Genomic DNA, 24,526 nt, shown 5'->3' on the forward strand with positions numbered 1-24,526 from the left:
GCGGGTGGTTCTCCCGAGGTTCTGCGACGCATTATATCGATCCATTATTGGAATCTCAAGGCCGGGATGTTTGCTCGACGACTGAATCGGATTTAAACGGGGAGATCTTTCTTCGGCTGCTCGGCGATGTCCTTCAATTGCTCTTCGCGGAGCAGCTCCAATCCTTGAAGGAGCTGGGTTTGAACGACGGTAAAGAGGTGGCGGGCATAGAGAAGCCGCGGGAGGAGAACATAGGCGGCCCCCTCTTCATAGAAGCGGCGCGCCCCGCGGATCGTCTCCGAGGTGACGATCACCGCACTCTGCGGGCAGAGCGTTTGGATCTGCTTTAACAGACGGTGGTTGGTTGTCCCTTTCAGGAACGTATCCGGAATCGTCGAGATCACCACGCGCGCCTCGCCGATGCCGGCATGCCGGAGGGTTTCGGGATGGGCGATGTCGCCGTAGACGCAGGCGACCCCATTCTTCTTTAAGATCTCGAGGGTCTGTGGATTAAAATCGATGACGAAGAGTTTTTCTTTTAGATAAGGCATTTCATGGTTAATCTGAAAGAGGAAGGAGCTCGCCTCTTTGAAGAAGCCGAGGAGAACGATTTCTTTTCCCACCCTCACCGCAGAAAAGGGAGAGGGGGCCACCGGTTCTTCGGGCTTCACCTTCTTCAGGCGCCTCAGCGCAAATCCGACGATATGCTCACTGTAAAGGATCAGATAGCTCGACAGGACCAGGCTGAGAATCAAGCTGAGGATCACAATGGAGACGACCGACTCATTGACATGATGGTAGGCGGCGCCGAGCGTGACGATCACCAGGGAAAACTCGCTGATCTGGGAGAGGTTGATCGATGTGAGCAGCCCGGTCCGCAGGTCGAGGCCGAGGGCGCCGAGGGTCGGGAGAAGGGTGATAAATCGGCTAAGGATGACGAATGTCGTCGTCAAAAAAGCGGTCGCCAGGAGGCTCGGCGTAATGGCTGGGGCCTTGAGTCCCAGGGCGACGAAAAAGAGGGTGATGAAGAAGTCCCGGATGCCGGTGATCTTGGCAATGACGTCGAGACTATAGGGGAAGGCGGCGATCGAGAGGCCGGCGATCAGCGCCCCCATCTCCTTCGAGAGGCCGACCGCGTTGGCCATGCCCGACACCAGAAAACACCAGGAGAGCGAGGTCGTCAGCATCAGCTCCGGCGACTTCGCGATCCAGACAAAGAGTCTCGGCAAAAGGTATTTGCTGATGAAAAAACAGAGGGAGAGAAGCCCCGCCCCCGCAAGGAGCGAGGAAAAGAGGGAAGAAAGCTCGGGCTGAAGCAGGTTCGGCTGGAGGGCGAGGAAGACGATCGCCCAGATGTCTTGAAAGATCAGAATGCCGACCGTCGTCCGTCCGGCCAGGGTATCGATTTCATATTTATCATAAAGCAGCTTGACGGCGATCAGTGTGGAGCTGAGGGAGAGGGCGAGCGCCAGATAGGCGAGATTAAAATTGATTTGTCCGGAGAAGAAACCGAGCCATCGAAAGAAGAGGATTCCCAGGGCGATGCAACCGAAGAATTGAACGCTCCCGGCGACCGCGGCGGTCTTGCCGGCATCAATCAGCTTGGTCAGGTTGATCTCCAGGCCGATGATGAAGAGAAGGAGGATCAATCCGATCTCGGAGATCAGCTCGATGCTCGCCTCGTCGGCGATGATTCCAAACCCCATTTTCTGGCCGAGGAGGATTCCGCCGAAAATATAGCCGAGGATCAGCGGCTGTTTGAACCTTCGCGCGACGAGGGCGGAGAGGGTCGCAAAGATAATGCTGACCGCGATGCTGGTCAGAAGGTTCATCTGCATGGAAGCGGTATATCTCCAAGTGGGATTTTTTTATTGTATCAGGTTCTATTGGAAATGGAGGAATTTCGGGTGAAAAAGGCCGATCACGGCCGACGAGGGGGAAGAAAAAGGGCAAATGCTTAGTTACTTGTGAAGAGATCTTTCAATGATCTCCAGCCCTTTCTGCATGTCCCGTTCAGAAAGGGTGAGGGGCGGGGCGATTCGAACGACGGTGTTTGTGTGAAGGGTCCAGCCGAGGATCAACCCCGCTTTTCGGCAGCGTCCGACAAACCGGGCGGTCTGTTTCGGATCGGAGAGCTCCAACCCGATCATCAGCCCTTTCCCTCGAACGTCCCGAATCGCGGTATTCTTCCGGGCGATTTTCCGGAGGCCCGATTGAATTTTCTCTCCCATCGCCGCGGCCTGCCGCGGAAGGTCGTTTTCAACGATGAAGTTGAGGCTCGCCAGCCCTGCGGCCGCGCAGACCGGGTGGCCGCCAAAAGTGGTTACATGCGAGAGGGGCGGGTCGACTGAGAGCTGCTTCATGATGGCCGGACGGGCGATGAAGGCGCCGAGCGGCATTCCTCCCCCCATCGATTTGGCGACGGTGAGAATGTCGGGAACGACCCGCCAATGCTCCATCGCGAAGAGCGTCCCGGTCCGGCCGAAGCCGGTCTGCACCTCATCGAAGATCAGGAGCGCGCCGGTCTCTTTGCAGCGGGCGCGGAGGGCGGGGAGGAACCGGTCGTCGGGAATCCGAATTCCCCCTTCCCCCTGAATCGGCTCGGTGATGACGGCGGCGACCGAATCGTCGATCTGCTTTAGTGCGCCGAGATCGTTAAAGGGAAGAAAAGTCACGCCGGGGAGGAGCGGCTCAAACGGTCTTCGATAAATCTCCCGGCCGGTTACCGAGCAGGCGCCGTGCGTGTCGCCGTGAAAGCTCCCCTCGAAGCTGATCAGCCGCTTCCGGCCGGTGACCTTCTTGGCCAACTTCAGCGCCCCCTCGTTGGCTTCCGTCCCGCTGTTTGTAAAATAGATTTGAGAGAGCGTTTTGGGAAGGAGCTGCGCCAGCCGTGTCGCCAACTCGACCTGAGGCAACTGAACATACTCGCCGTAAACCATGACGTGGAGGTATTTCTCCGCCTGGGCTTTGATCGCCTTGACCACCGCTGGATGGGTGTGACCGATGCCGGCGACGCCGATCCCTGAAATAAAATCGAGGTAGGCCTTTCCATCGGTGGTGTAGAGATACGAGCCCGCGGCATGATCGATCTCCAGCCCGATCGGATCGGGGGAGGTTTGGGCGAGATGTCTTCGGAACCGGCGGCGGAGAGAGGTCACGTGTTCTCCCAGTCGACGAATCGGAGCAGATCGAGCAGGCGAAATCGCCCGTCATGATGCCAGGTGAGCGGCGGTTTTTGCATCTTTCCGATCGGACAGATCCGATTGACCCCGGCCTGTGCCAGGGAGAAGATCAGCTCGCTCTGGCGCGCCTGTGGGGCGGCGATGCCGACCGCCTGAAGGTAGGGCCGGAGCGGTTCGAGATGTCCCGGGACGTCGGAGAGGTCGCGGACCGGTTTGATCCAGATGGTCCGCGCCAGCGGAGAGATCGAAAAGTGCGGATCGGGATCGTAGAGGACGGTCCAATCGATTCCGGAAGGGCTCGGAAAGACCTGTCCTCCCTTAAGCGGGATCGCCCCCCGAAGCTGCTGGATCTCCGCCGCCTCGGCGGAGGTCGTGATCCCTTTGGGGAGCCGATACGAGGCGACATAGAGCGACTGGGCGAGCCATTGGGCGAATGCCACCGGTGAGGCGGTCCCCCCTTCCTCGACATAATAGAGATGGGGCGAGAGGCAGCCGCGCTGGTCATATAAGCTGATGTCGGTGGCCGCTTCCTCCGCGCTCTCCTTGCTGATCGATTCCCGCGCAATCACCCCAAGACTCAGCCGGTGACCATGCAAGATCGCCCGCGTGGTCGGCGGGATCTCTGCGCGAAGCGTTTTGATCGTCTCTTCTCCGCCGTAGGCGATCACCAAGTCGGCCTTTTGAAAGGCGGTCTGTGTGAGGTCGACCTGCGCGTTCGGCCAGGTCAAAACGGCGAGGCTTCCGGACAAATCGGGCCGGATTTTTTCGAGTGACCGGGCAAAGAGGACCGGTAGAAGAAATTCATCCTGGCTGACTTTGGCCAGGTTCGATGACTTTGCGAGGAGGCTGCAGACCAAGCTGAAGACGGAGGTGCCGGGAATATTCCCGGGCAAGATATGAACCGCCAGCCGCGGGCCAAACGCCCGGCTAAATCCGATCCCTTTCGGCTTTAAACGAAAATGATCGAGTAGGCTCGGATCCCCGATTTCGGCCTCGAGGAATTGGAGCAGGACCGGGCGGGTTAAATGCTTGAAGAGATCGTCGAGCGCCCACTTGATCATCCCCGGCGAATCGCCGGTGATCCGCGGAAGAAGCTGCTCCGCCTCCTGTCGGATCGAATCGCTTGGATCGACCCAACAGCGCGCCGCGGCATCGATCCAGTCGACGATCTTGTAAATCGATTCCGATGCGAGTCGCTTTTGCGCTTCAATGAGGCGGTCGGCGATGTGCGCCAACGACGCGGTGGAGAGGCGGGGGCGCGTCACCGGAATTCCGGCGCAATCCCGCTCTGTCTCTTCGATCGGGTCGAGCGGCTGTTCGGGAAGATAGTATCCCTTCATCTCTCTCCGATTCCTTTGTGAGAGCCGAGCAGATCGTCGTGGGTGATCGAGCATCCCTTTGGCGTCGCGCCCGGCGCCCGGCCGAGCAGAAGAATCCCCCCCTCCCCCTCTCGCCCGAGATCCTCCGTGAGGATGGCGGCGACGGAATCGATATTGGCCAGATCGTAATGGGCGAGGAGGCCGACGTCTCCCTTTGCAACCGGTCTCAGCGTCTCCGGATGGAGAAGGCGACTGCGAAGCTGGGGTGGGGCGATGTAGACGCGCGGCCCATCGACCCCGGCCACGCCGTCATAGAACTGCGAGGTCATCTCCGACATTCCATACTCATTGATGCACCACGCCGGAGGAAGGCCGAGGTATTCCTGATAGAGCGCATCGAGGGAGGCGCGCGGGATCTCTCTTGATTTTCCCTTGAAGCCGCCGGTATCCATCAGCCTGCTTTTTTCCGGAAGCCGGATCCGAAGCGTCTGATCTCGCAGGAAGTCGAGAAAGTGAACAAAAGAAAACGAGGTCCCGAGAAGGGCCACCGGCTCGTCTCCTTTTGTCAGATCGGAGGCGAGCCGCGCCGCATCGAGTTTTCCCTCGCGGATATAGTAACGGCTTCCTTCGGTTCCGTAGGCCGCGCGGATCACTTCCATCATGAACGAGAGCGATGCGTGGGGCGTCTCGTCGGGTGAGGGGGTCAGGATCGCCATTTTTATCCGGTCTCCCTCCGGCAGGAGGTGTCTTCTAAAATGGGTCCGGATGGCCGCCGCCGCGATTTCAAGGTCGAAGAGGGGATGGCGACTTTTGTCCGTCCCGGTCGTCCCGCTCGATTGAAAGAGCCGGGCCGCCTCCTCCACCGGCCGGCAAGAGATGGCGGCGACCTTGAACGCCATCGCCGGAAGGGGGGGGATCTCCTCCCACGTTTGAACACGGCCGGGGCGCTTCTCTTGCGAGAGGCAAAAGCGGCGATAAGGAAGGTTGAGCTCGAATTGGCGCTGAAAGAGGCGCAGGGCGGCCTCGTTGAAGCGGCTCTCAGAAAGCGGCCCGATGGTATCGATTAAGTCTAAGATCTGATCTCTCAGTTCATTCATCTCTCTGAGAGATACACCATGGATTGAGCGACTGTCAAGGACGGAAAGGAAGGTCGGTCCGAGGTAAAAGTATTTTATCGCTGTCGGAGCAGGGGCGCGCTTACCTCAACGGCTGAATCCGAGCTGAATCGAGACGACGGAAGCGCTTCTTCACCGCCGTGTAAATCATCGCCGCGATCAGGACTACCATCTCGGACGCATCGAGCGGGCTTCCTTCCTCCTCGGTGAGAGGGCGAATGGCGCATCCGCCCCCCCCGCCGCTGCCCGGTTTTCCGCTCTCCGCGCCGGAGGCGGCCACGTCGCCGCTGGCGATCTCTTTAGAAACTTCATTGGAAAAGGTGCTCTCCGTGCCCGATTGGTCATAGGCGGTCACGGAAAAATAGTGGACGCCCGGTGCGAGACCGGAGAGGGCCTGACTGGTTACCGCCTGAACGTAGGTCGACTCGGTATATATTTGAGAGGCGGTTCCATGATAGATTTTGTAGCCGATCACATTGGCATCCGAACTGGGGTCCCAGGAGAGAAGCGGGTCCTGGGCAGAGACGAGCGAGGTCGGGCCGAGCAACGCGGCCAAGAGAAAGATTCCCTTCATCCTCTTCGTAAAGAGATTCCGTTTGTGCTTTTTAAAGAAAAGAGGGATGAATTCCATTTTGAATGGACCTTCCATGTGAGAGGATTTTCCGGCCTTCGGTGATGGCCTTTCTGTATAAAGCAATTCGGATGCCGGAGCGAAGTCAGGAACGGAAGAGGCCTCTTTAATAGATGTTCCAACGGGATATAAATCAGAATGCTTCCAGAAGACGACGTCCGCGGGCGGTATCTGTGTAATGAAGTACTGATCACGGTAACAATTTTGTGAACTACAGATGAAAATCGGCTCTTGAGACTGTATGACCTGAAATGGTTGACAGCGCCATCGGCCCCACCTATAATCAGGATCACATGGCGAAGCGGCGATGGAGTTCGCCGGAACCGCCCGGAGCAATGGGCTGATGACTCCTACTTGAGTGTGCAACTTGGGTAGGAGTTTTTTTATCTCTAGAAGAGATCCGAGCCCGGTTCGATAATAAAGGAGCGGCATTGATTCAATATCTGATGGTGGGGATCGGCGGATTTCTGGGGGCGATCGCCCGCTATGTCGTCGACGGCTGGATCAGTAGAAGAATGGGGGCGCTCTTTCCGTATGGGACGTTTGTCATCAATATCAGCGGAAGCTTTGTCCTCGGCCTCTTCGCCACGGCCATTACCGAGCGGTTTATCGTTCATCCCCACTGGCGTCTCTTGATTGCAATCGGTTTTGTCGGAGCGTATACAACCTTCTCGACCTTTGAATACGAAACCCATCGCCTGATGGAAGAGGGAAGTTTTACGTTGGCGCTGTTGAATATTCTCCTCAGTGTGACGGCCGGACTCCTGGCGGTCCGGCTCGGAATTGTGTTGGCGCGACAAATCTAGAGGGCTTTCATGATCAAAAAGGAAAAAGCGAAGCGGCTTACGATCTACCTCGATGAGACCGAGCAGTGGCATGGCCGCGCCCTCTATGAGGCGCTGATCGAGTTCTTTCAGACCCGGCAAGTGGCAGGGGTCTCCCTTTTTCGCGGCTTTGCCGGCTACGGCCAAAGCCGCGTCCTTCATACCCCGAAGATCCTTCGCCTCAGCGAGAATCTTCCGATTAAGCTCGAAGTCATCGAATCGCCGGCGACGATCGATCGGCTTCTCCCGGAGATTGCAAAGATGGTTCGGAAAGGGGTGATTGAGCTCTCCGACTCGGAGGTGATCCGATCGAGCGATACCGAAGAGGAAGATCGATAAATTGACAAATTCAGTTGGGCTCGGCTAGAGTGAATAGAAGAGGAGCCGCCTTGAAGATCCATCGCACGACATCGATCTATCTCAATCCCCTTCTTCTGATCGTCTGGTTTTTCATCTGGGGGATCTGCCCTTGGAGCAACGCCACCCCGATGGCGCAGGCGGCCGGGGAGCATGCCCATCCAGGCGCGGACCGCTCCCATCACTCCTCCAAGGGGGCGGAGCACTCCTGCTCCGGCTCCATCTCCTATAGCAAGAGCGACCTTGGTTCGGATCGTCTTTTGGATTCGGTGGAGCCGATTGAACCGGCCCTGATCCTCGCCGGCTGTCCCGCCGGCTCGAACCGCCTGCCTTACTTCTTCGAATTAACGTCCCTGCCACGATTATTGAACGCCTACTATCAGCTCTATTCCGTCTACCGGATCTGATTTCCCCCTCGATAAAGTTTTTTGCACTCTTTTTGTACTTTACGAGGGAGAAGCGCGTGTTTTATCTCTGGTCGATTCTTGTTTTGTTAATGTCTTTATCGGAACCGGTCTACGGCCAGTCCGACTATCGAAACCTCGACCCAGGGCGCCCGATCTCCATTGAGGATGCGCAGCCGATCGAGTTCCGCGCCTTTGAGTTTCAGCTCGGCCTCCCCCGCTATATCGGGCACCGGGGCGGCGGATATAGTCTTTCTGTCGAACCGGGGCTGACCTGGGGATTGATAAAAGATGGGGAGGTCGGCCTGGAAGGGGAGGGGGTGGCCCGGCACGACGGAGAGACAAAGAGCGGCCTCGCCGCGACAGAGATTCACCTTCTCTACAATCTCAACCAGGAGAGCGAGACCCTCCCGGCATTCGCGGTTCGCCCGGAGATATTCCTCCCCACCGGTCCGTTCGGCGGCGATCATCTCCACGCGGGACTCAAAGGGATCGTCAGCAAGACGCTCGGGATGAATCGATTTCACCTGAATGGAGCCTACACGGCGGGGCCGACCGAAGCGCCGGGTCAGGGAGGGGATCGGGTCGGCCGATCGCTTTATGGGATCGCTTATGAACGGACCTTCCCGATCCTCTTTGCCGTCTTATTGGCCGACCTGTATGCGGTTCGGCCGATCGACGGCGGGCGAACCGAGGTTATCTCCGAGCTCGGCGGCCGGCTGCAGCTGACACCGACCTGGGTGGTCGATGCCGGCCTGTTTCGTCTCGTACGAAGTGAAGGGGAGAGCCGCTATGGGTTCACCGTCGGAGTGTCGACTGTTTTTTCATTCCGGCGGTTTTTCCCCGTGACGCAACGCAAGGGAGGAGAAGGATGAAGACAGGTCGATTCTTCTGGGCGATGAGCGTACTCCTTCTTCTGGCATTTCCTGCATCGGCCGAAAAGAGAGAGTCGGTCTTCTACCTTCCGGGAGAGTACAATTTCGCCACGCGGCGGGTCTACCCCGAATTTAATGCGCTGCTCAACATCATCGATATCGGGCATGCGGACTTGGCGGAGCGGCTGATTCAGGCGAAGAGTGAAGCAGAGGCGATCCAATCGATCGAGGGAGATCTCTTCCGGGACGTCACGAAGATGTTCCTCGGTCAAAAGCGCCGGCCGCGGTTTTCGCCGTCGGAGGAGACGATCGCTCCGGAGAGTGTCAAACTCGCCTGGCGGGTGAACAAGGCATTCGATTGGACCCATTATCTTCACCGGCAGGTCTACGATATTTTCTCCGACGATCGGGTGAGCGAGAAAGACCGGGCGATCCGCGGCGCCCTGAACTACTATCTCACCGAGCCAAAACGGACCTTTCCGCTCGATATAAAATCGATGCGGCTGATGGAAGGGCAATCGTTCTCCGGTTACTGGAAAGAAAAGTACCCGAAATTCAACGGCGCCATCTGGGCCTATCATTGGCTGCAGCTGGCGGCCAACGAGGCGCTCCTAGAGCCCGATCCGAAAGTGCGTCGAAGGAAGATGGAGACCGCCGTCGACGAATTCAAAAAAATGTTCCTCGATCCCGCGCGCCTCCCGAAGCATATGCCGATGGCGCATGAGATCTCGCCGACCTTCGCCGACCGCTTTCCCGAAATCGCCGCCACCTTCGACAACCTCCACAGCTTTCACGACATTTACATGGACATTTTGACGAATCCGGCCGTTCGGAACAAGCGGGAGGAGGCGGTCCGGCAGCTTCATTTGATGCAGGCGCCGATCGAGAATTTAGAGACGATGCCGCTCCATCCCTTGCCGCCGATCCCGATCGAGCAGCAGCAGGCGCTGCTTCAGATGAATCCGGAAGAGGCGATGGCGATGATGATGATGTCGACCGAGGCGCAGCTGGCATTTCTCAAGATGTCCCCGGAAGAGCGACGAGAGCGGCTAGATTACATAAATCGGCAAGATCAACAAGATCAAATAGACAAGCGGCGCGACACGGACGGAGCGGAGCACGGCATGCAAGGTCATCCGGGGATGTGACGTCGGGCGGCGGCGCACCATTAAAGAAATAAACTGTTGACAAGTCGCGCGACTGTTGGCACCCTATGCGGGATTTTCATCGGGGATGCGCCGGAAGATCGGGCGCTGCTTGGACGACGTGCGTGGAGAGAAAAGAATGAAAAAACTGGTGTTGGTCCGCCATGGCCAGAGCGTGTGGAACAAGGAAAATCGGTTTACCGGATGGACCGATGTCGGGCTGTCGGAGCAGGGGGTCGAGGAGGCGCGCGAGGCCGGTCGGTGGCTGGCCAAAGAGGGATATCGATTCGATCTCGCCTATACCTCGGTCTTGAAACGGGCGATCAAAACCCTTTATCTCATTCAAGAGGAGATGGACCTCCTCTGGATTCCGGATCAGAAGAGCTGGCGGCTCAACGAGCGGCATTACGGCGCCCTTCAGGGGCTGAACAAGGTGGAGACGACCGAGAAATTCGGCGCCGAGCAGGTGAATATCTGGCGCCGCAGCTTCGACATCCCTCCCCCGCCGCTCACGCGGGACGACGCGCGCTATCCGGGGAACGATCCGCGTTATGCCGATCTCAAGCCGGAAGAGATTCAGTTGACCGAATCGCTCAAAGAGACCATCGCCCGCTTTCTCCCCTACTGGCATGAGACGATCGCTCCGACGGTGCGGGCTGGAAAGAAGGTCGTGATCGTGGCGCACGGAAACAGCCTCCGCGGGTTGGTGAAGTATCTCGACAAGATGTCGGATGAGGAGATTGTCGCCTACAACATCCCGACCGGGATTCCGTTGGTTTATGAGCTGAACGATGATCTGACCCCGATTCGCCACTTTTATCTGGGCGATCCGGAGAAGGTGAAAAAGGCGATCGAAGAGGTTGCCGGCCAGACGAAGAAGAAAGGGTAGGCGCGGGCGTCGATCAGGGATCGGTCGGTTCGACCGCCGGGCGTTTCCCTTCGGACCGTCGAATGAGGTGGAGGTTGCGGGCATAGATGAAGAGGCCGCCCACCTGTCCGAAGATGAAAACCGGATCGGCGGTGTGGAGCGCATAGATGAAGAGAATGCCGCCCCCGGCGATGCTGAGGTACCAGAATTCGATGGGAATCACGCTCCGGCCTTTTTTCTCGCTTTTGAGCCACTGGACCAGAAAGCGCATGGAGAACAGCGCTTGTCCTAGAAATCCGATGGCCAGCCAGACGGCGTGTGAGTCCATGGCGTTCCTCCTCGTTGACGAATCATTTAAATGAATAATATAGATGGATGGTATCGGCCTTATTATATACCGGATGAAAATCGACCGATCGAGGTAGGATTGCGTCTCGATGGGCTTGGAAAAAAATGAACCTACCACAGTCATGGGGGAGAAGCAAGTCGCGGGGGTGGTTGAATAGATCGGTCGGGAACGGGGATTTGGCTTCAAACGCGCAGGGCGCTGTTCCTTCTAACTTCTGGTTTCTCTTCTTTCCTTTATTCCGCACTTCGAAATTCGCATTCCGCAATGATCTCCTCAGCCGGCGATCCGGTGAATTTCCTCGAAGATGGTTCCCATCCATCGATAGACATTGTTTATTCGGACCTGCTGGCGCATCTCCTCCATCAAGACCTTTTTGATGGAAGTGGTCATCCCGAGAGATGTTTTGATCGCCTCCGCCAGCCCTTCCACGTCATAAGGATTGATCAAGAACGCCCCTCGAATTTCTTCGGAGACCCCTGCGAGCTCGCTTAAGAGGAGGACCCCCCGCTCGTCGATCTGAGAGGCGAGGAACTCTTTTGCAACGAGATTCATTCCGTCGGCGAAGGAGCTGATGATGGCGAGGTCGGCCGCCCGGTAGTAGATCGCCAGCGTCTCCGGGGCGATGTAGATCGGGCGGTAATCGATCGGCCGCCACCCTTCTTTCCCGTGGCGTTTATTGATCTCGCGGGCGGTCTGAAGGAGCGCTTCTCCATAGGTCTGATAGTCGGCCATCTCGGTGCGGCTCGGGGAGGCGATCTGGATGAAGGTGAACTTTTTCTTGAATTGCGGGTAGCGGGTAAAAAAGAGGTCGATCGCGTTGAATCGCTCGACGAGCGCTTTGGTATATTCGAGCCGGTCGACGCCGATTCCGATGAAGCCGTCAGGTCCCAGCGACAACCTCTTCCGCAGCGCCGCCATCTCTTCTTCCGCTTCCGGGATGGAGGCGAGCCGGAGCCAGGCCTCCGTATCGATGCTGATCGGAAAAGCTTTCACATAGACCGTTCGGCCCCGATACAAGACCGACTCTCGCGCCGGGTCGACCGGCAGGTTTAAAATCTGGCGGACGCACTCGAGAAATTGATCGCGATAGAACGGGGTCTGAAAGCCGATGAGGTCGCAGCAGAGGAGCGACTCGAGCAGTTCCCGTCGGCAGGGGGCGACCCGGAAGACATCGTACGACGGCCAAGGGATATGCCAGAAGAGGGAGAGGACCGCCTCCGGCTGACGCTCTCGGAGGAGAAGCGGGGCATAGGCCAAGTGATAGTCTTGAATCCAGACGATCGGGTTTTTCCCCTTCGTCTCCGATAAAACCGCCTCGGCAAACCGCTCATTGACCTCTTTATAGTAGCGCCAGTCCTCTTCCATAAATTGGACCTTGTCCATCGCTTTATGGAAGAGGGGCCAGAAAAAACGATTGGAGAAGCCGTGATAATAGTGCTCGATTTCTTCTTGATTGAGCCAGATCCGCTTTAAGGTATAGGTCGGATGGTGGGGAGGGACCGCGACCTTCCCCTCCGGATCCGAGGCTTCCCGATCGGCATCTCCGCTTCCCCAGGCGACCCAGATTCCGCGTGCGGCCTGCATCACCGGGTCGAGCGCCGACGTCAGCCCGCCGGCGGGACGGTCGCAGCGGATCTCATCATCCATCCAGCGGTGAACATACGGCTCTCGATTTGAGACGAGGACGAGCATTCGATTGGAGAGATTGGTTTCGATCACCGTTCGGACTTTTGCACTGTCCCAGACTTCGTCCCGGGAAGGGGTCGTGATGAATCCATGCGCGATTCTGCGATTTGGAACCAGGTAGGTTTGGCCTGAAGGGGACTGAATCCGGGTGGTCCGCCACAAGACCTCTTGCACGATCCCCTCTTCGCCGGAGTGGAGGCGGATCCGATCGCCGATACGCAGACGCCGCTCCGAGAGAAGGTGATAGCCGGCCGCCGTGTCCGACAAGGTCTCCTGAAAGGCCAGCACGGTCGCGAGCCCGCCGATCCCGATCACCGTCAGGAAGGGGGAGACCGGAACGTCGATCCTCAAGAAGAGAAGGAGCGTTCCGACGAGAACAAAAAGAGCATAGATCCCCTTGTGCACCGTCTTGCTGACCGGGGCGACGATTCCCTGTTCGGTCAAGAAACGCTGAAGCACCCAGAGCGACAGGTGAATCGCCATCAACGTGCCGGTGGCATAGAGATAGAGATCGAGGACCTTGTCGATATACCTGACGGCGCGGGGTGGACCGGGGAGGTGGGTCAACACCACATAGAGGCCGAGAACCCACGGCCAGAAAAAGGAGAGCCGTTCGATCCGATGGCTGAAATCTCCCCAGCGCAGCATCCGTTTTATTAGAAACCTCCGGAAGCAGTGGGCCGCAATGACCGCCACGGCGGCCAACCCAAAGGACGGGGCCAACTCCCATAGAAAACCTGTCGGCAGGCTGAGCATCGCATCTCCATTCGGGACCCAGAGGCAGTCCTGCCGTTAATCTTAAATGCTCCGGTGTTCAAAAAGCAAGAACCGCTCCGGCATTTCAAGACCGCACCGGTTTTTCTCCACTTCCACACCGCATCTGCGTCGGAATCGCTCCCTCTTGCCCGGATCGCTCTAAAATCGTTAGACTAGAGACAAGTGGAGTGAACAATGGGACTGCGCTTGCGAACACCGATTCTGCCGATTGCGCCGGTGGCCGGATGGCTCAATAGCGGACCGATCGACGTCGCCGCTCACGGCGCGGCGGTCACCCTGCTTCATTTTTGGGCATTGAGCTGCCCTCTCTGTAAAGATCAGATGCCGGCGGTTGTGCAGTGGCTGGAGCGGTACGGGCCGAGGGGGCTCCGGGTGATCGGCGTTCATACCCCTTTGGTTGAAACGGATAAGAATGAGGTGATGGTCGAGCGGATGGTCCGTGCCTTCAAGCTCACCCATCCGATCGTGCTTGATCAGGAGGGGGTGGTGGCATCGACCTACCAGGTCGACGCCGTCCCGACCTATTTTCTTTATGATCGCAACCTTCTTCTTCGATACCGCCATACAGGATCTCAGGCGACGGCGCCGGTGACACGGATGATCGAGCGGTTGTTGAATGAGGCCGAACAGGAAGAGCGCGGCGATCGACGTGCCGTTGTGGGAGGAAATTGAAATGGAAATCAAAAAGGTTAACCCGGAGCTCGCTTTTGCCGGTCATCCGATCGACGAGGAGCTGATCACATTGCGTGAGAGGGGATATCGGATGTTAATCGATACGACGATGCCGGAGGAGTTTCGGGAGCCGGAGCGGCGCAAAGCGGAGCGGGCCGGCCTGCGTTACGCCGAACTTCCGGTCGACGCCAAAGCATGGTCCAAGGAGAACTTTCTACAATTAGAGGAGATCCTCTTTCCCCAAGAGGCCCGCCCGGCGTTGATCTGCTCCCCGCAGGGGAGGCGATCCGGGGTGTTGGCGTTGGTTTGGGATGCCATTCAAAATGCCTACACGGTGGAGAAGATGGAGGAGCGCGCCCGGCAGTTCGACTTGAACCTGCCGGAGATCGCCAAGGAATATATCCAGAAGAACAGCCCGGCCTATAGTCCCGAGCCTAAATTACGGGTTCCCGAGGGGCTTCCGTTCCCTTTCGACGATGAGACCCTTCCGGGCGGATTTCACCGCCCTTAAAAAGGGAGGTGGTTTGCTGAGGGTCGGTTCGGCACGCTTTCACCCAAAGCAGACAAAAAGCAGGATAGAGGCCCTCTTTAATGAGGCGCACTTGTATCCACGCGACCAAATTGCATAGAATAATAGAGGCGCAAGGTTCAGGTAGAGTTACCTGCGCATCGATCTTCCCGATGTTCGTGGTTGTCGAAGCTGACAGAAAAGGAGGTTACAATGGAAAAGCAGGAGAAGCCTTTCTTGACCGATATTAAAACCCTTCGCGAGCGCGCTCGCCAGAATATAGAGAAAGGGGCGGTGACACAGACGTACCAGGGGGACATCAATACGGCCATCGATATCTTAAATCAGGCGCTGGCCACCGAAATCGTCTGCACGCTCCGATACAAGAACCATTACTACATGGCGAGCGGGATTCATGCGCAGGCGGTGGCGCAGGAGTTCCTGGAACATGCCAATGAAGAAGAGATGCATGCCAATCAGATCGCCGAGCGGATCACGCAGCTCAACGGCAAGCCCGATTTCTCACCGCAAGGCTTGATTTCGAAGAGCCACTCCGAATATGTGGAGGGGAATACTCTTGTCGAGATGATCAAGGAAGATCTGGTGGCCGAGCGGATTGCGATCGAAAGCTATTCCGAGATCATCCGATACTTCGGTGAAAAGGATCCGACCAGCCGGCGGATTATGGAAGAAATCCTCGCCAAAGAGGAGCAACATGCCGAGGAGCTCTCTAACCTTCTCCAGACCCTCGATGAACCTACTAAAGAGAAAGCGGCCTAAATCATCCGAGACAGAGATCGAAAACGAATGACACCCGACCCCTGCGTTGCGGAAGAAAGCTGGCCGATTTACTCCCACTCCCCCGTTCCCCAGCCCAATCCTGCGCGCAGGAGATCCCGTCGGGTGATCGTTCCGATCAAAATCCCCTCTCGGACAACTGGCAGCCGCTGAAGGTGTGCATCCTCCAACGTCTTGCTCGCATCTGCAAGGGATAATTCCTCTGTCACCACCGGCACACGGGCCATGATCTCCTTGGCCTTGATCTCCTCCAGCCGGCGCGGGCCCGGCAGCACCCGCAACAACTCCTGCTCTCCGACCATCCCGACCACCCGGCCCTCCCGGGTGACAATGGGGATGGCGGTGTGGCCGCTGTCGAGGAGCTCGGCAGCGATATCAAACGCCGAATCGTACTCGCGGGCGAAACGCGGTTTTCCCAGCCGAAGTTGCCCGATTTCCCGAGTTTTAACCTTCATGATGGCTTCTCCTTATGATTTAGGACTTCTTTAAATCAGTCATCCGTTCTTTTTTTCTCACCCGCTCAGCGCTTGAAGATCCAAGCGGAAAAGACCAGGATCAATAAGCGATACCGCATCAAAATTACCTCGACCGGAACCGATTCCCTTTCTTCCCGGATGCGAGAGAGAAGCCGCGTCGGCCAATCGGACAGGTTGTCGATTCTCTTGTGGCGTTCTCCCCAGGTTCGCATCCAGAGGACAGGACGAAGGGGGATCGGAGGGAGGGGTGAAGATTTTCTTTCTCGAATCCAGATCGGCTGTTTCATCATCTCCCTCGTTGAAAGTGTCCCGTTTCCATCCGTCGCCCCCGCCGCATCGCGCTCTGGCTTTATGCGGCGGGAAGGGTGACCGGCGAGGCGGTGCGGGGAAATGCGACGGGGGTGCGTCGCAGGCCGCCTCGCCGGTCGGCGGGAACGGGTGTCCATGATTCAGTGTTAAGCCGTCAAGCTTAAGAAGAGGGTGTTCCCTCGCCGATGGACCAGGAGCAGGGCACTCTCTTCTTTTTTGAATCCCGAGACGACCTGCTCATAGTCGCCGATATTTCGAATCTGCTTTCGATTGATTTCGATAATCACGTCTCCCGGCCGCAGCCCGGCTTCTTCCGCCCGGCTTCCATCCTCAACCTGATCGACCAGCACCCCTTGAAGTCCCTTCGGCAGCTCGAAGCGCTGCTCCAGCGTTGGGGTGAGGGTTCGAACCTGCAGCCCGGTGAAGGCGGCGCTCGATTCCGCCCCCTTTTCATCCTTGCCGGCCATGGCGACATCCTGAGGCTGTTCGCCCGGGGAGACCGCGATCTCTTTTTCTTTTTTATCTCTCCAGACGGTCAGTGTGATTTTTTGGCCGACCGGCGCGGCGGCGACCCGCTTCCGGAGTTGTTCCGGGCTGTCGATTGTTTTGTTATCGACTGCGACCAGGATGTCTCCCCGCTGAATTCCCGCTTTCTCGGCGGGGCTGCCGGCAAGGACATCCCCGATGAGCGCCCCCTTCGGCTCCTTTAACCCGAACTGTTTGGCCAGCTCCGGGCTGACCTCCTGGATCGACACGCCGAGCCATCCGCGGACCACCTTTCCGTTTTTGACCAAGCTGTCCATAATCGTATGGGCCATGTCGCTTGGTACCGCGAAGCCGATTCCCATGTAGCCGCCGGTTTGGCTAAAGATGGCGGTATTGATTCCGATCAGCTCGCCCCGCCGGTTCACCAGGGCGCCGCCGGAGTTGCCGGGGTTGATGGCGGCATCGGTCTGAATGAAGTCTTCATAATCGGCGATGCCGACGTTCGCCCGCCCCACCGCCGAGACGATCCCCGCCGTCACCGTCTGATTCAGGCCGAACGGATTGCCGACCGCCAAGACATATTCTCCGACCTGCAGCTGATTCGAATCCCCCCACGGCATTGATGGAAGATTCTCAGCGTCGATTTTCACAACCGCCAGGTCGCTCTTCGGATCGCTTCCGATCACCTTGCCTTTGAATTCCCGCTTGTCGGCGAGCAGCACTTTGACCTCGTCGGCCTGCGCGATCACGTGGTTGTTGGTGACGATGATGCCGCTTGGATCGACGATCACGCCGGAGCCGAGCCCCTGCGACCGCCGGGGGTGCTGCGGGGATGGCCGCTCGCCCGGCCGATCGCCGAAGAAGCGTTTAAAGAAAGGATCATTAAACATCGGGGGCATCGAAGGGGTGTCTTCCCCGCTCTTCACAACACGCGTGGTTGAAATGTTGACCACCGCAGGGGTGACCCGCTTTGCAATTTCAATGAAGAGGTCATCGGCCGGAACGGCCGCCCGCAGCGGCGTGATGTCGCGTCGGACCTCCGCCGCCTGGCCGACCGAGGAGAGGTGGAGATGGGAGGTGAGAAAGCCGCCGACGGCCAACCCGAATAAAAGAAAAACAGTTGGAGCTAAAATCGTTCTAATCCGTTTCATCTTGCAAAAACCTCCTGATTGCTTTTTTTGATCTAAACCAAAGTCATCCGGCCGAAATCATTCGGTATTGATGATGACTTTAAACCAGAGAGGTTAAAACGGAATTAATTGAAGATTAAAAAAATCTAATCGTTTCGGAGGGGAAAACGAAGGGTAAAGAGGGTTCCGAGGCCGGGGGTGCTGTCGACCTGGATCGTTCCGCCATGGGCATAGACGATCCACCGAGAGATCGAGAGCCCCAGGCCGCTCCCTTTGGGGTGGATCTCGCGCGCGGCGTCGGCGCGATAGAAGCGGTCAAAGATTTTCGTGAGATCCTCGTTTGGGATCCCGATTCCAGTGTCGGCAACGGCGACCCGCGCGTGCGCTCCCTCCCGCGAGAGGGTGACGACGATCCGCCCTTCCCGTGGCGTATAGCGGATGGCGTTCTCGATCAGATTGAGCAGCAGCTCCCGAAGCCGGTCGGAGTCCCCGGTGACGACCGCCTCTTCACGGCAGTCGAAGCGGAGCGAGATCTCTTTTTCTTTTGCGAGCAGCTCCATCTGCCCAAGCGTTTCGCGAAAGAGGGGCGCCAGCGCGACCGGCTTTCTCTCCAGACGGGCCTCTCCCAAGTCGGCCTTCGAGAGGAGGAAGAGCTCTTCGACGATCCGGGAGATCCGGTCGATCTCCTCCAGCGAGCTGGCGAGGGTCATCTGATATTCTTCCATCGTCCGGGCCTGGCGCAGCGCCAGCTCGGTCTCCCCTTTTAGGATCGTCAGCGGGGTGCGAAGCTCATGGGAGGCGTCGGCCGAAAATTGGCGGAGCCGCTGAATCGACTCTTCCAATTGCGCGATCATGGCGTTGAACGTTTCGGCCAGGCGGCCGAGCTCATCGTGCCCGGCGTGGATCGGAATGCGGCGGGAGAGATCGCCGGCCGTGATCTGGCGGGCGACTTGGGCCATCGCATCGACCGGCTGCAGCGCCCGGCGGGTCAAGAGCCAGCCGCCGGCCACCACCACCAGAAGGGTGGCGGGGAAAATCCCGAGGAGAAGCAGCCGCAGGCGGCTTAATACCGATTCGAGATTCTTCAGCGAGCCGCCGACCTGAAGGATATTGACCAGCCGCCCGTTTTGAATGACCGGGTAGGTGATCCAGCGGATTTTCCCCCGCTCGGGGTCGAGGAACGTTTCATAGGTGAATCGGCCTTGAGCCGCATTGCTGAGCGCCGGCTCGGTCAACGAATAGGGCCGCTTGGAGAGATTCCGGGAGCGGGCGCCGGATCGGCCGAGCGGATCGAAGAGCTGGAAGAAGCCGGTGGAGAGATCGGGGTTGTCGAGCTGTTGCAGGAGGCTCTCGATGTCGAGTTCCGGAAGAACCGACTGCCGATCGGTCGAGGCATGCGCGAGCGCCTCTGCGGTCGATCGAAGCGAGCGATCAAAATCGGCATGCAGCGTCTTCGAGAAATAAAAATAGAGGATCACGCCGACGAAGAGGAAGACCCCCGCCAAGATGGTGCCGTACCAAAGGGCGAGCCGCCCCCGGATCGAGACCGGCCAAGCCCATCCTTGGAATTCAGCTTTTGAGAACATAGCCGACTCCACGAACGGTTTGAATCAGCGGGCGCTTAAAGCCGCGGTCGATCTTGTTCCGAAGGTAATTGACATAGACATCGATGACATTCGTAAAGGTGTCGAAGTGAATGTCCCAGACATGCTCCGAGATCATCGACCGGGTCAAGACCCGGTTCGGGTTGCGAAGGAAGTATTCGAGAAGGGCATATTCCTTGGTGGTCAGTTCGATTTTTTGTCCGGCCCGGCGGACATCGTGGGAGACCGGATCGAGGGTCAGGTCGTCCGCCTGAAGCAAAGACGCGACGGCGCCCCCTCTGCGGAGGAGCGCGCGGATGCGGGCGAGGAGCTCTTCGATTGCAAACGGCTTCACCAGATAGTCGTCGGCGCCGAGGTCGAGTCCCTTCACCCGATCGCCGACCGCCGTCCGGGCGGTGAGGACCAGCACCGGAATCTTGTATCCCTTTTGCCGCAGCCATTGAAGCACCTCGAGCCCCCCTTTTTTCGGAAGGGTGAGGTCGAGGAGGATCAGGTCATAGGGGACGACCTCAATCTGATCGATCGCCGACTCCCCGTCGCCGATCACATCGACGGCATAGCTCTCTTCTTCAAGTGCCCGGCGGACGAACCGGGCGACCTTCTCCTCATCTTCCACTACTAAAAAGCGCATGGCGGCGAGTATAACACATCCGGTGTCGTCTTAAAACGGCAGGGCTGCGAGGGGTGTGATTCAGTAGCGGTATAATAATCCCATCGAACCGGCCGCGATTCCAACGCGGGCAAATCGGCCCTACCTCAACCATTCGATCGGCTGCCAACTCCGCCCCGCCCTCTTCCGTTCGGAAAAGCCCGCCGCCGGTGCCGATGTATCCGGAGATTTTTTCTTTTTAATCCGCATTCCGCAATTCGAAATCGGCGATGTTCTTCTTACTCTTCCATCTTGCTCATGCCGGTCCAGGTGCCGAACCATTTGTTCCCTTGTGCGTCGAAGGCGATCGAGAAGACATTGTCGTCTTGGAGGCCGTCGGCGACGGTGTAGGTCCGCCATGTCTTTCCGTCAAATCGAGAGATCCCATGATCGGTTCCGATCCAGAGGACGCCGTTCGTGTCGATCTCGACCGCGTGGACGAAGTTGCCACCGATCGTCCCGTTTCCGGCGGTATAGGTGGTCCACCGCTTTCCGTCAAAGCGGGAGAGGCCCGCCCCCCACGTTCCGACCCAAATGTTATTTTCCCGGTCGACGGCGATGTCGAGGACGAAATCGGCATTGGCGGCGCGGTTCTCCTTCCGCATCCCGCCGTGGTGTCCCGATTCGTCATAAGAAGAAGCACCGCTTTCTGCTGTTCCTTTCGCTGCACCGCCGACGTCGGCGCCGAGCCCGTCGCGATGGGTGTAGCCGGTCCAATTTTTTCCGTCGAATCGGTTGATTCCCCCTTCGGTGCCGAACCAAAAATTTCCGTTGTGGTCTTTGGCGATCGCATAAACCCATTTGTCGAGGAGACCGTCGGCTTCGGTGTAGGTCGTGAAGCGCGTTCCATCGAAGTGGCTGACCCCTTTCCAGGTAGCGATCCAGGCGGTGCCGTCGGAATCAAAATAAATGTCATAGACCCAGAGGTCGCCGAGCCCGCTGCCCGTCGGATAGACCGTCCAGGCCGTATCATAGGTGATCCGCCCGCCGCCATAAGGGGTATAGGTGACCCACTCCTTTCCGTCGTATCGCGAGAGGCCGCCCCCGTAGGTGCCGACCCACTTCCTCCCTTGGCGATCGACCGCCACCTTGTAAATGCCTTTTGCGAGGAGCCCTTGGGTCGATCGGATCGTGAAGATCTCATGGCGGTCGGGGGTGCGGGTGTCGTAGCGGATCAGGCCGCTGGCCAATCCAAGCCAGAGGTCCGCTCCGTCGAATGCGAGGCTCTTCACATTTGCGCCGGTCTCAAAGTTGGTGAAGCGGGGAGGCGGCGTCGGGTGAGGGGGTGAGATCGGAGTCGGCTGCGAGCAGCCTGTAAAAAGGAGGATCAGAACGATTGCGGAGAGTCTTAATTTCAATCAGCCAGGGCTCCGTTTTTGTTGACAAACAAAAAAGTTGGTAGTATTCTACAAAACATTGCCCGGCTGATCAAGTCATATGAACCGTACGGTGCGATCCTTCCCGTGGTTCATAAGCTGTTATCGAGCGCGCAAACGGTGGCCATCGGGCGGATAGCTCAGTTGGTAGAGCGTCGGCCTTACAAGCCGAAGGTCACAGGTTCAATCCCTGTTCCGCCTACCACATGAAAGGCCGGATCAGGAAATCGGACCGAGATTCACACAGACGTTGCGCGCGTTGCGGAAGATCTGCTGTAAGCGTTGCTTTATATTTGCTTAATATCGTATTGACCTGCTCGGAGCATTGATCCGGGCGAGATAAAAAAACGGTCGTAGGTGATGCGGGGGCCGTAGTTCAGCTGGTTAGAACGCCGGCCTGTCACGCCGGAAGTCGCGAGTTCGATCCTCGTCGGCCCCGCCATCTTGTATTGAAGATCACAGATCGATCGAACAGAGAAGCCATTACGATTCACATCCGTCCTAATTTAACGCTTTAGGAATGTACCGATTCAAGGAGATCCAACCGTTTTGCCAGGTTCACACGCTTCCATCTTAGAACTGGTTCTTGCCGCCGGTCTTGTCGCAAAGTTTGTCCTGACTGCTCTCCTCATCGCTTCGATCGTCACCTGGGCGATCATCCTCTATAAGTGGATTACGCTGCGGAAGGCCGAGGCTGAGAACCGCCGTTTCTTGGTCCTCTTCTCGAAATCCGATAACCTGGTGGAGATCCAACAGAAGGCCCTCAAACGGAATGAGGGACCGATGGTGGTCATTTATCAGGCGGCGATGGATAAGATGCGGCCTTATCTTGAAGGGAGCGGGGAGTCGCTCTCCCCCTCGCTCGATGGGAACCGTCCGATGATTTTGGCCGGCCTTCAGCGCACCCTCCAGAGCGGCATCCAGGACGAAATGGCCCATCAGGAGCGCTACCTTCATCTGCTTGCAACGGTGGGGAACACCGCTCCCTTCGTTGGGCTGTTTGGAACCGTCTGGGGAATCATCGACTCCTTTCAGGAAATCGGCCGGCAGGGAAATGCGAACATCGCTTCGGTGGCGCCGGGGGTGTCGGAGGCGTTGATCGCCACGGCGGCGGGCCTCTTTGTGGCGATTCCCTCGGTGATCGCCTATAATATCTTCGTTAATAAACTCCGTAAAATGGAAGTCCAGTTGGAAGTCTTCGCGTCGGAGCTCACCTCGTTGGTGGAGGAGAAGATGTTCCACCTCACAGAGAGCGGCCGGAAGGTGAGATAGCGCCGTCGGTCGATCCCTCACAGAGAAGGGGGTCGCCTCTCAGCGAAGAATGTATCCGGTAAAATGAAGATACCCCTATTTAATCAAATAATAAATCGCCGATCCGGCCGATCTGGTAGAGAATAGCCGAATATAGAACGAGATAGAAAATGATGTCTTCATCCGAGCGCCATCGGAAATTGATGGCCGAGATTAATGTGGTTCCGCTGGTCGACGTGGTGCTCGTGCTGTTGGTCATCTTCATGGTGACCGCGCCGCTCCTGTACCGTGGGATGGATATCAAGCTGCCGCAGGCGGCGACCAACACCATTAAAGCGGATGAGCGGAAGGTTTTAACGATTGAAAAGAACCAATCGGTCTACCTCGATAAGGAAGAGGTCGGAATGGCCCGGCTGGAGGGAAGGCTCCAGTCATTGAAGGGGGCCTCACCCGATGTCTCGATCTACCTTCGCGCCGATCGGGATGTTCCTTATGGGACGGTGGTTCAGGTAATGGATTTAATCAAGCGCGCTGGAATCGACAAGCTCGGCATCGTGACGGAACCGCTTCAGAAGGACTCCTCTTCCCGTTAGCTTCCAGTCAGATCTTCCGTCTGCCCCTTCGCGCCTCCGATGAGGCGCTCGGCGAGAACCTAAATTTCTCTGTCGAAATTGATCGGTCTCCTGGTATAATGTTTGCCGGAGCGTTGCCTTTCGCGAGTGAAAGGCGAAATCGATCGTCTCCGGGCGGATTTTTTCCGCCGCTGTTTTTAATTTTATGTAGAGCGCTTATCGGAAGCGCCGGATCGTTGCCGCATCGGCCAATGTGGCAGCGATTTCATGGGAGATCGATGGCAGCGCGTTGGAGTTCCGACTGGGAGTCTGGAAATGGAATCGCTTTCCGTCGGACAGAGGGGCTTTCCCGAATGGTGGCCCTCTCCGTCTTCTGTCATCTCGCCTTTTTTTCTTTGGTCGCCTTCGGCCGCATTTTTTGGGGCGGGTCGCCCTCCCTTCAGAGTTATCAAGTGACCCTGGTCTCTCCGACATCGAACGCTCCTTCGGCTCCCGCCGCGCCCCCGTCGCTTCCACAAGCGCCGACCCCGCGGCCTCCGGCGGCCGCACCGGCGCGACCGGCTCCGCCGCCGGCGCCGGTCGTGAAGGCGCCTGCCACAAAGGGATTGCCTCCGCCTCCGATGAAGCCCGATCCGGAGCGGCTACAAGAATGGTGGAAAAAAAAAGTAGGATCGATTAAAATACCTCCGGTTTCGCCGAAGAGCGCTCCGGCGCCGGCGAAGGAGATGCCGAAACGTCCAATGATATCCCCGATCCCAACCGAATCGCAACCGCTTACCACCTCGAAGGAAGAGAGTCCCGTGACGCCCGCTCCCGCAGCCCCGGCCGCCCCGGCGCCGACGCAGGAAGCGTCGGCCTCCGCCGTCGTTGCCGCCGCTGGAGCGGCGTTGAATCCATCGCTCTTTAAATTTCCTTATTATCTGCGAAGCATTCAGAACAAAATAAGCGAAAATTGGGCCCCCCCCCATCATGAAGAACAGACAGAAGCGGTCATCCGATTCAGCGTCACCCGGAGCGGTCGAATTGAGCTCCCGGAAGTTGAGAAAAGCTCGGGCAACAGCCAGTTTGATCAGGCGGCGCTGCGCGCGGTCTACAACGCCAATCCGCTGCCGCCGCTTCCCGAAGGGCTTACGGAAGACCCGCTGAAGGTTCATTTCAGCTTCACTCTTCAGAGGGGTTCGTAA

Annotated in this window: 24 protein-coding genes and 2 tRNA genes; 14 read left to right on the top strand and 12 right to left on the bottom strand. The window is 57.8% G+C overall.

What is annotated here, in order from left to right; genetic code table 11:
• Positions 1-92 precede the first annotated feature (92 nt).
• From HY282_00290 to HY282_00310, 5 genes are all read right to left on the bottom strand, one after another.
• Positions 93-1,817, bottom strand: coding sequence for a cation:proton antiporter (locus HY282_00290; protein MBI3802187.1), 1,725 nt, complete (start codon positions 1,815-1,817; stop codon positions 93-95).
• A 123-nt stretch (positions 1,818-1,940) separates the two neighbouring features.
• Positions 1,941-3,137 (bottom strand): aspartate aminotransferase family protein, encoded by a 1,197-nt coding sequence (locus HY282_00295; GenBank protein MBI3802188.1) that lies wholly within the window; start codon positions 3,135-3,137, stop codon positions 1,941-1,943.
• Positions 3,134-4,501, bottom strand: coding sequence for a hypothetical protein (locus tag HY282_00300; protein MBI3802189.1), 1,368 nt, complete (start codon positions 4,499-4,501; stop codon positions 3,134-3,136). Before HY282_00300 ends, HY282_00295 begins: the two co-directional genes overlap by 4 nt.
• A complete protein-coding gene (locus HY282_00305; GenBank protein ID MBI3802190.1) occupies positions 4,498-5,577 on the bottom strand; it encodes a long-chain fatty acid--CoA ligase in 1,080 nt (359 codons plus the stop codon). Before HY282_00305 ends, HY282_00300 begins: the two co-directional genes overlap by 4 nt.
• Positions 5,578-5,677: 100 nt before the next feature.
• Positions 5,678-6,169, bottom strand: coding sequence for a fibronectin type III domain-containing protein (locus tag HY282_00310; protein ID MBI3802191.1), 492 nt, complete (start codon positions 6,167-6,169; stop codon positions 5,678-5,680).
• 488 nt (positions 6,170-6,657) lie between these two features.
• On the opposite strand from HY282_00310, the gene crcB reads away from it, so the two are divergent.
• From crcB to gpmA, 6 genes are all read left to right on the top strand, one after another.
• A complete protein-coding gene (gene crcB, locus HY282_00315) occupies positions 6,658-7,032 on the top strand; it encodes a fluoride efflux transporter CrcB (GenBank protein ID MBI3802192.1) in 375 nt (124 codons plus the stop codon).
• A 9-nt stretch (positions 7,033-7,041) separates the two neighbouring features.
• Positions 7,042-7,389: a DUF190 domain-containing protein gene (locus HY282_00320; GenBank protein ID MBI3802193.1), complete on the top strand. Its 348-nt coding sequence runs from the start codon at positions 7,042-7,044 to the stop codon at positions 7,387-7,389.
• A 50-nt stretch (positions 7,390-7,439) separates the two neighbouring features.
• Positions 7,440-7,814 (top strand): hypothetical protein, encoded by a 375-nt coding sequence (locus HY282_00325; GenBank protein MBI3802194.1) that lies wholly within the window; start codon positions 7,440-7,442, stop codon positions 7,812-7,814.
• 56 nt (positions 7,815-7,870) lie between these two features.
• Positions 7,871-8,686 carry a hypothetical protein gene (locus HY282_00330; GenBank protein ID MBI3802195.1) on the top strand — a complete coding sequence of 272 codons (816 nt, stop codon included), beginning with the start codon at positions 7,871-7,873 and terminating at the stop codon, positions 8,684-8,686.
• A complete protein-coding gene (locus tag HY282_00335) occupies positions 8,683-9,834 on the top strand; it encodes a hypothetical protein (GenBank protein MBI3802196.1) in 1,152 nt (383 codons plus the stop codon). Before HY282_00330 ends, HY282_00335 begins: the two co-directional genes overlap by 4 nt.
• A gap of 136 nt (positions 9,835-9,970) precedes the next feature.
• The gene (gene gpmA / locus HY282_00340) at positions 9,971-10,720 is read left to right on the top strand and encodes a 2,3-diphosphoglycerate-dependent phosphoglycerate mutase (protein ID MBI3802197.1); all 750 of its coding nucleotides are present in this window, start codon (positions 9,971-9,973) and stop codon (positions 10,718-10,720) included.
• Between the two features lie 13 nt (positions 10,721-10,733).
• On the opposite strand, the gene HY282_00345 is transcribed toward gpmA, so the two are convergent.
• Complete coding sequence (locus tag HY282_00345; protein MBI3802198.1) at positions 10,734-11,027, bottom strand: lipid-A-disaccharide synthase N-terminal domain-containing protein; 294 nt, start codon at positions 11,025-11,027, stop codon at positions 10,734-10,736.
• Positions 11,028-11,321: 294 nt separating this feature from the next.
• Positions 11,322-13,490 (bottom strand): trehalose-6-phosphate synthase, encoded by a 2,169-nt coding sequence (locus tag HY282_00350; GenBank protein MBI3802199.1) that lies wholly within the window; start codon positions 13,488-13,490, stop codon positions 11,322-11,324.
• A 195-nt stretch (positions 13,491-13,685) separates the two neighbouring features.
• Between HY282_00350 and HY282_00355 the strand changes: the two genes are divergently transcribed.
• The 3 genes from HY282_00355 (at position 13,686) to HY282_00365 (ending at position 15,471) form a co-directional block, all read left to right on the top strand.
• Positions 13,686-14,183 carry a TlpA family protein disulfide reductase gene (locus HY282_00355; GenBank protein ID MBI3802200.1) on the top strand — a complete coding sequence of 166 codons (498 nt, stop codon included), beginning with the start codon at positions 13,686-13,688 and terminating at the stop codon, positions 14,181-14,183.
• A 1-nt stretch (position 14,184) separates the two neighbouring features.
• Positions 14,185-14,694 (top strand): hypothetical protein, encoded by a 510-nt coding sequence (locus HY282_00360; protein ID MBI3802201.1) that lies wholly within the window; start codon positions 14,185-14,187, stop codon positions 14,692-14,694.
• 210 nt (positions 14,695-14,904) lie between these two features.
• Positions 14,905-15,471, top strand: coding sequence for a bacterioferritin (locus HY282_00365; GenBank protein MBI3802202.1), 567 nt, complete (start codon positions 14,905-14,907; stop codon positions 15,469-15,471).
• A gap of 68 nt (positions 15,472-15,539) precedes the next feature.
• Here HY282_00365 and HY282_00370 read toward each other — a convergent pair whose 3' ends face one another.
• The 5 genes from HY282_00370 to HY282_00390 all read right to left on the bottom strand — a co-directional run bounded on the left by HY282_00370 (position 15,540) and on the right by HY282_00390 (position 21,501).
• A complete protein-coding gene (locus HY282_00370; protein MBI3802203.1) occupies positions 15,540-15,944 on the bottom strand; it encodes a CBS domain-containing protein in 405 nt (134 codons plus the stop codon).
• A 476-nt stretch (positions 15,945-16,420) separates the two neighbouring features.
• The gene (locus HY282_00375; protein ID MBI3802204.1) at positions 16,421-17,911 is read right to left on the bottom strand and encodes a DegQ family serine endoprotease; all 1,491 of its coding nucleotides are present in this window, start codon (positions 17,909-17,911) and stop codon (positions 16,421-16,423) included.
• A gap of 125 nt (positions 17,912-18,036) precedes the next feature.
• Complete coding sequence (locus tag HY282_00380) at positions 18,037-19,476, bottom strand: heavy metal sensor histidine kinase (protein MBI3802205.1); 1,440 nt, start codon at positions 19,474-19,476, stop codon at positions 18,037-18,039.
• Positions 19,460-20,125 (bottom strand): response regulator transcription factor, encoded by a 666-nt coding sequence (locus tag HY282_00385; protein ID MBI3802206.1) that lies wholly within the window; start codon positions 20,123-20,125, stop codon positions 19,460-19,462. The genes HY282_00380 and HY282_00385 overlap by 17 nt, the downstream gene beginning before the upstream one ends.
• Before the next feature lie 257 nt (positions 20,126-20,382).
• Entirely contained in the window at positions 20,383-21,501 is a 1,119-nt protein-coding gene (locus HY282_00390; GenBank protein ID MBI3802207.1) for a hypothetical protein, read from the bottom strand.
• A 147-nt stretch (positions 21,502-21,648) separates the two neighbouring features.
• Between HY282_00390 and HY282_00395 the strand changes: the two genes are divergently transcribed.
• From HY282_00395 to HY282_00415, 5 genes are all read left to right on the top strand, one after another.
• Positions 21,649-21,724, top strand: a tRNA-Val gene (locus tag HY282_00395).
• Between the two features lie 160 nt (positions 21,725-21,884).
• Positions 21,885-21,961 (top strand) — tRNA-Asp (locus HY282_00400).
• A gap of 341 nt (positions 21,962-22,302) precedes the next feature.
• Positions 22,303-22,791 carry a MotA/TolQ/ExbB proton channel family protein gene (locus HY282_00405; GenBank protein MBI3802208.1) on the top strand — a complete coding sequence of 163 codons (489 nt, stop codon included), beginning with the start codon at positions 22,303-22,305 and terminating at the stop codon, positions 22,789-22,791.
• A gap of 152 nt (positions 22,792-22,943) precedes the next feature.
• Positions 22,944-23,363 (top strand): biopolymer transporter ExbD, encoded by a 420-nt coding sequence (locus tag HY282_00410; protein ID MBI3802209.1) that lies wholly within the window; start codon positions 22,944-22,946, stop codon positions 23,361-23,363.
• Positions 23,364-23,620: 257 nt separating this feature from the next.
• Positions 23,621-24,526 carry a TonB family protein gene (locus tag HY282_00415; GenBank protein ID MBI3802210.1) on the top strand — a complete coding sequence of 302 codons (906 nt, stop codon included), beginning with the start codon at positions 23,621-23,623 and terminating at the stop codon, positions 24,524-24,526.

The sequence above is a fragment of the Candidatus Manganitrophaceae bacterium genome (assembly GCA_016200325.1).
Lineage (GTDB): Bacteria > Nitrospirota > Nitrospiria > SBBL01 > Manganitrophaceae > Manganitrophus.